This window comes from Peterkaempfera griseoplana, assembly GCF_001418575.1.
Taxonomy (GTDB): domain Bacteria; phylum Actinomycetota; class Actinomycetes; order Streptomycetales; family Streptomycetaceae; genus Peterkaempfera; species Peterkaempfera griseoplana.
On record NZ_LIQR01000246.1, the window covers coordinates 1 to 5,897 of the forward strand.

The window sequence follows — 5,897 nt, forward strand, 5'->3', positions numbered from 1 at the left end:
CCGGCGGCCGCCGGTCCTCCTGACCGGCCGCACCCACTTCGCCCACGGAGGATCCCTCGTGTCCCTATGGCTCGCCCTCACCCTCGCCATGGCGGCCTCCTGCGCCGTGGTCATCGGCGTGGTGACGCTGCGTCAGCGGCGCATCCCGGACGACGACGACCCCTCGGAGACGCCCGATGTGATCGAGTACATGACGATGATGATCGGCGTGGTCTATGCCATCGTGCTGGGCCTGGCCATCGCCGGGGTCTGGGAGGGGCGCAGCGGCGCCCAGGCCGGCACCCTCCAGGAGGCCCAGGCACTGCACGAGGTCGCCGCCCGGGTCCAGGTGTACCCGGCCGCCGTCCGCGACCGCACCCGCGCCGACATCGACGCCTATGTCTCCTATGTGGTGCACACCGAGTGGCCCTACATGGCCCGGAACGGCGCCCTCACCGACCGCAGCGCCGACCTGCTGGAGCGGGTCCGCCGCGATGTCACCGACCACTCCCCCAAGACCGATCTGGAGAGCCAGGCATACCAGCCGCTGGTCGACCAGGTGGCCCTGGCCGACCAGGCCCGCACCACCCGGGGGCAGAACGCCGGGGAGACCATGCCGCCGCTCGTCTGGTTCGGCCTGATCGCGGGAGCGCTGGTCACGGTGGGGCTGATCTTCACGCTCCAGATCCGCCGCTCGGCCCGGGAGCTGCTGCTGGCGGGCCTGTTCAGTGCCCTGATCGCCTTTCTGCTCTTTCTGATCTGGGACTTCGACGCCCCGTTCGCCCGGGGTCTGTCGGTCACCGCGGGCCCCTTCCTGGACCTCTTCCCCAAGGCCGCCGGCTGACCTGCCGCCCGCTCCGGGTCCCGCGGGGCCCGCCGCCGTCCGTCCCGTGCCACCGTTGACAGCCGGCCCCGCTCGGATGAATGCTGAGCAAGCGCTTATTCATTCGATGGAAGGGAACGGGCATGCGCCTCTTCAACGGGCTCGACGAGCTCGCCGCCGCCAAGGGCGAGCACCTCGGTCACAGCGACTGGCACACCGTCACCCAGCGCCAGGTCGACCTCTTCGCCGAGGCCACGGGCGACCATCAGTGGATCCATGTGGACCCGGAGCGGGCCGCGACCGGCCCCTTCGGCGGCACCATCGCCCACGGCTACCTCACCCTGTCCCTGATCCCCCTGCTGTCGTCCCAGATCTTCCGCGTCGAGGGCCTGACCATGGGCGTCAACTACGGCACCGAGAAGGTCCGCTTCCCCTCCCCCGTCCGGGTCGGCTCCCGGGTGCGGTCCGGGGCGGAGCTGATCGACCTGCGCGAGGCCTCGATGGGCCGGCAGGCCGTGGTCCGGCACACCATCGAGATCGAGGGCGGCAGCAAGCCGGCCTGTGTGGCCGACACCGTCTCCCTGCTGGTCCCGTGAGCGCCGCCGTGGAGGTGCGCGAGCGCGTACGCGAGCTGCTGGCCGCTCACGACCCGGCCACCACCGACCGTCTGGACTTCCTGCGGGCCCGGTTCGACGCGGGCCTGGCCTGGGTGCACTTCCCCGAGGGCCTCGGCGGCCTCGGCGCCCCCCGGTCGCTCCAGGCGGCCGTGGACGCCGAGCTGGCCGCCGCCGGGGCCCCGGACAACAACCCCCGGGCCAACGGCATCGGCCTCGGCATGGCCGCCCCCACCATCCTCCGCTACGGGACCCCCGAGCAGCAGGCCCGCTTCCTGCGCCCGCTGTGGACCGGCGAGGAGACCTGGTGCCAGCTCTTCAGCGAGCCCGGCGCCGGCTCCGACCTCGCCGCGCTCGGCACCCGGGCCGTCCCGGACGGCGACACCTGGACCGTCGACGGCCAGAAGGTGTGGACCTCCGGCGCCCACACCGCCCGCTGGGCCATCCTGATCGCCCGTACCGACCCCGGCCTGCCCAAGCACCGCGGCATCACCTATTTCATCTGCGACATGACCGACCCGGGCGTCGAGGTCCGCCCGCTGCGTCAGATCACCGGCGAGGCGGAGTTCAACGAGGTCTTCCTGAGCGGCGTCCGGATCCCCGACGCACACCGGCTCGGCGAGGTCGGGGAGGGCTGGCGGGTGGCCCAGACCACCCTCAACAACGAGCGGGTCGCCATCGGCGGCCAGCGGACGCCCCGCGAGGGCGGCATGATCGGCATCGTCGCCGCCACCTGGCGCGACCGCCCCGAGCTGCGCACCCACGACCTCCACCAGCGGCTGCTGCGCGGCTGGCTGCAGGCCGAGGTGGTCCGTCTCACCGGCGAGCGCCTCCGCCAGCAGCTGGCCCTCGGCCAGCCCGGCCCCGAGGGCGCCGCCATGAAGCTGGCGTTCGCCCGCCTCGCCCAGGAGCTCAGCGGGCTGGAGGTCGAACTGCTCGCCGAGGACGGCCTCGGCTACGGCGACTGGACCATGGTCCGCCCCGACCAGGTCGACTTCCTGGGCCGCGACGCCGGGTACCGCTACCTGCGTGCCAAGGGCAACTCCATCGAGGGCGGCACCTCCGAGATCCTGCGCAACATCATCGCCGAACGCGTCCTCGGGCTCCCCGCCGAGCCGCGCACCGACAAGGACGTGCCCTGGAAGGACCTGGCCCGATGAGCGACCTCCTCTACTCCTCCGTCGAGGAGGACCTCCGGGCCGCCGTCCGCGCCGTCCTCACCGACCACTGCCCGCCCTCCGCCGTCCTCGCCCGCTGCGAGACCCCGGCCCCGTACGACCCCCGGCTCTGGCGCACCCTCGCCCGCGAGCTCGGCGCCGCCGGCCTGCAGATCCCCGAGGAGCACGGCGGCGCAGGCGCCGGTCTGCGGGAGACCGCGGTGGTACTGGAGGAGCTGGGCCGCGCCGCCGCCCCCACCCCCTATCTGGGCAGCGCCGTGCTGGCCACCACCGTCCTGCTCGGCTGCGGCGCGGCCGACCTGCTCGCCCCGCTGGCCGCGGGCGAGCAGAGCGCGGCACTGGCGGTCCCGCTGACCGCCGACCCCTGGGCCGACTTCCCGGCGGGCGTCAGGGCCGACGCCGCCGGCACCCTGAGCGGCACCGTCACCTCCGTCCCCGACCTGGCCGGCGCGGCCACCGTCCTGGTGCCCGCTCTCGGTCAGGACGGGCCCGCGCTGTACGCGGTGGAGTCGACCGCCGCCGGACTCGCCCGCACCCCGCGCACCTCCCTGGACCTCACCCGCCCGCTCGCCGACCTCACCCTGCACGGCGCCCCCGCCCGCCGGCTGGCCGGACCGGACACCGCCCCCGGGATCCTGCGGCGGGCCCTGCTCACCGGGGCGGGACTGCTGGCCTCCGAGCAGCTGGGTGTCGCGGAGTGGTGTCTGGCCACCACCGTCGACCATCTGAAGCAGCGTCACCAGTTCGGCCGGCCGGTGGGCTCCTTCCAGGCCGTCAAGCACCGCCTGGCTGACCTCTGGCTGGACATCGCGGGCGCCCGCGCGGCCGCCCGCAACGCCGCCGACGCGCTGGCCTCCGGCGACGACGGCCCCGAGACCGTCCTGGCGGTGGCCGTCGCCCAGGCGTACTGCGGCGACACCGCGGTCCGCGCCGCGGAGGAGTGCGTCCAGTTGCACGGCGGCATCGGCATGACCTGGGAGCACCCCGCCCATCTCTACCTCAAGCGGGCCAAGGCCGATCAGCTGGCGCTGGGCACGCCGGGGCGGCACCGGGCCGCACTCGCCGGCCTCGCCGATCTGCCCGCCCCCGCCTGACCGGGCCGGGCCGGGCCGGGCCGGGCCGGGATCACCTGCCGGCGCCCGGCCCGGCGGGGTGGGGCGGGCCGTGAGCGGCGTCACCACGAACATCATCACTGTCAGCCGGAGAAGCCCGGCAGCAGCTTGCGGTACTCCGCCGCCGTGGCGTCCAGCCCGGCCCGGGTGCTCGCCGCGCCGCCGAGGATCCGGTTGTAGTTGCTGGTCAGCGGGGCGAAGAGCAGGCTGTACTCGGGCAGTTCGGGCCGGGGCTGGGCGGTGGAGAGGACCCCCTGGTAGCCGGCGATGCCCGGGTCGTCCATCACGGCCTCGGTGTAGGCCGAGAAGCGGGTCGGCAGTGTGCCGTTCTTCAGCGCGATCCGGGTCTGGACGGTGGCCGAGGTCATGAAGCCGATGAACTTCTCGGCCGCGGCCCGGTGGGCGGCGTCGGAGCCGGCGTAGGCGACCAGGTTGTGGCCGCCCGTGGGGGACCCGGACCGGCCGGCGGAGCCGGCCGGGACCGGGGCGATGCCCAGGTTCGTGGGGTCGGCGAAGGCCGTGCCGCGGAAGACGTTGGTCAGCTCCCAGGGCCCCTGGACGATCATCGCCACCCGGCCGTCGTCGAAGGCGTCCTGCATGTGGGCGTAGCCGTCGGCGGTGGTGTCCAGCTTGGTGACCCCCGGGGAGTCCAGCAGCTCCCTGGCGGTGTCCACCGCCCTGACGGCCGCCGCGGAGTCGACGGTGATCCGCCTGTCCGCCGCGTCCACCAGGTTGGTCCCCTCCCCGTAGAAGAACGGCAGCGCGTAGTAGGAGTCGGCTCGCAGGGTGAACCCCGCCATGCCGGACGTCCGCTGGATGCGGCCCGCGTCGGCGCGGAGCTCCTTCCAGGTCGCGGGGGGCCTGGTGATCCCGGCCCGGCCAAGGGCGGACTTGTTGTAAAGCAGCGCGAGGGTGTCGGTGACCAGCGGCGCCCCATAGGTCCGGTCGCCGTACTTGGCCTGGGCCAGCAGGCTGGGGCGGAAGTCCGCGCGGTCGTCGAGGGCCGGGGTTCCGTCGAGCGGCACCAGCATCCCGGCCCTGGCGAACTCCGCCGTCCAGCCGACCTCGCAGCGCAGCACGTCGGGGGCGCCCTTGCCGTGCGCCGCGGCTCTGAACCTGCTCTGCGCCTGGTCGAAGGGGACGTTGACATACCGGACCCCGATGCCGGGGTTGGCCGCCTCGAAGTCCTTGACCAGCGCCTGGTAGGTGGGCGCCTCATTGCCGGCGTTGGAGGTGTCCCACCAGGTGATGGTGACCGCCCGGGCGCCGCCGGCGGCCGGGGAGCCCGCCCCGCACGCCGCGGTCGGGAGGACGAGGGCCAGCGCCAGCGCGGAGAGGGCGAGAGCACGCCGCATGGGGACTCCTGGAGGGGGTGGGTGCCGCCGGCACGGCGAGTCGTGGGAGGGCGGGGCAGCCGGAACCGGACAGACGATGTCGTCTCACCGCGAGCACCGTCAATACTCGCGGCAAGGAATTCCGGTAACTTTCCGCAAACGCTTGCACATCGTGCGCCCAGGGGGGCGGGCCCGCGTTCCGCCCTGGCGCGCCTGCCTTGCCGAGGTCAAGCTGGGGGTACGACACCTCCGAGGAGCGGACCCCGAGCGGGTACGAGACCCGAGGAGCGGACCCGAGTGCACCTGATCACCGACTGGCTGAACCAGCTGGGCGGCGCCCCCGCCTACGGCGCCGTGGCCCTGCTGGTCTTCTGCGAGGTGGCGGTGCCCTTCGGCTTCCTGCTGCCGGGAGAGACCTCGGTGGTGCTGGGCGGTGTGCTGGCGCAGCGCGACCACGTCTCCGTCGTCCTGGTCGCCGCGGTGGCGGTGGCGGCGGCGGTGGCGGGCGACTCCACGGCCTATCTCGTCGGGCGGCTCACCGCCGACCGGATCCGCAGCGCCCGTCCGGCCGGGCGGAGCGCGCAGCGGCTGCGCCGGGCCACGGAACTGATGGACCGCCATGGGGTCGCCGCCGTGTTCTTCGGACGGTTCATCCCCTTCGTGAGGTCGGCGATGCCCGTGCTGGCCGGCAGCGGCCGGATGCCGTATCTCCGCTTTCTGCTCGTCGACGCGCTCGCCGCGCTGCTGTGGGGGACCGGCTCGGCCCTCCTCGGGTACGCCGTGGGTGCCGCCTGGAACCAGGCGGCCCACGCGCTGGGCGGCTCACTGCTGGCGCTGGCCGCGGCGGTCGCCGCGGC

6 protein-coding genes are annotated in these 5,897 nt (G+C 74.2%); 5 read left to right on the forward strand and 1 reads right to left on the reverse strand.

Annotated features, from left to right (window positions below):
- Positions 1-58: 58 nt before the first annotated feature.
- The 4 genes from AOK09_RS18665 (at position 59) to AOK09_RS18680 (ending at position 3,688) form a co-directional block, all read left to right on the forward strand.
- Entirely contained in the window at positions 59-823 is a 765-nt protein-coding gene (locus tag AOK09_RS18665; protein ID WP_055588349.1) for a bestrophin-like domain, read from the forward strand.
- 122 nt (positions 824-945) lie between these two features.
- Positions 946-1,398, forward strand: coding sequence for a MaoC family dehydratase (locus tag AOK09_RS18670; protein ID WP_055588344.1), 453 nt, complete (start codon positions 946-948; stop codon positions 1,396-1,398).
- Positions 1,395-2,576, forward strand: a complete 1,182-nt coding sequence (locus AOK09_RS18675) for an acyl-CoA dehydrogenase family protein (RefSeq protein ID WP_055588345.1) — start codon at positions 1,395-1,397, stop codon at positions 2,574-2,576. Before AOK09_RS18670 ends, AOK09_RS18675 begins: the two co-directional genes overlap by 4 nt.
- A complete protein-coding gene (locus AOK09_RS18680) occupies positions 2,573-3,688 on the forward strand; it encodes an acyl-CoA dehydrogenase family protein (protein WP_055588346.1) in 1,116 nt (371 codons plus the stop codon). Before AOK09_RS18675 ends, AOK09_RS18680 begins: the two co-directional genes overlap by 4 nt.
- A 101-nt stretch (positions 3,689-3,789) precedes the next feature.
- Here the strand turns inward: AOK09_RS18680 and AOK09_RS18685 are convergent, their stop codons facing one another.
- The gene (locus tag AOK09_RS18685; protein WP_055588347.1) at positions 3,790-5,061 is read right to left on the reverse strand and encodes an extracellular solute-binding protein; all 1,272 of its coding nucleotides are present in this window, start codon (positions 5,059-5,061) and stop codon (positions 3,790-3,792) included.
- 276 nt (positions 5,062-5,337) lie between these two features.
- On the opposite strand from AOK09_RS18685, the gene AOK09_RS18690 reads away from it, so the two are divergent.
- Positions 5,338-5,897, forward strand: a 560-nt coding sequence (locus tag AOK09_RS18690) for a DedA family protein (RefSeq protein ID WP_055588348.1), incomplete at its 3' end; no start/stop codon positions are given.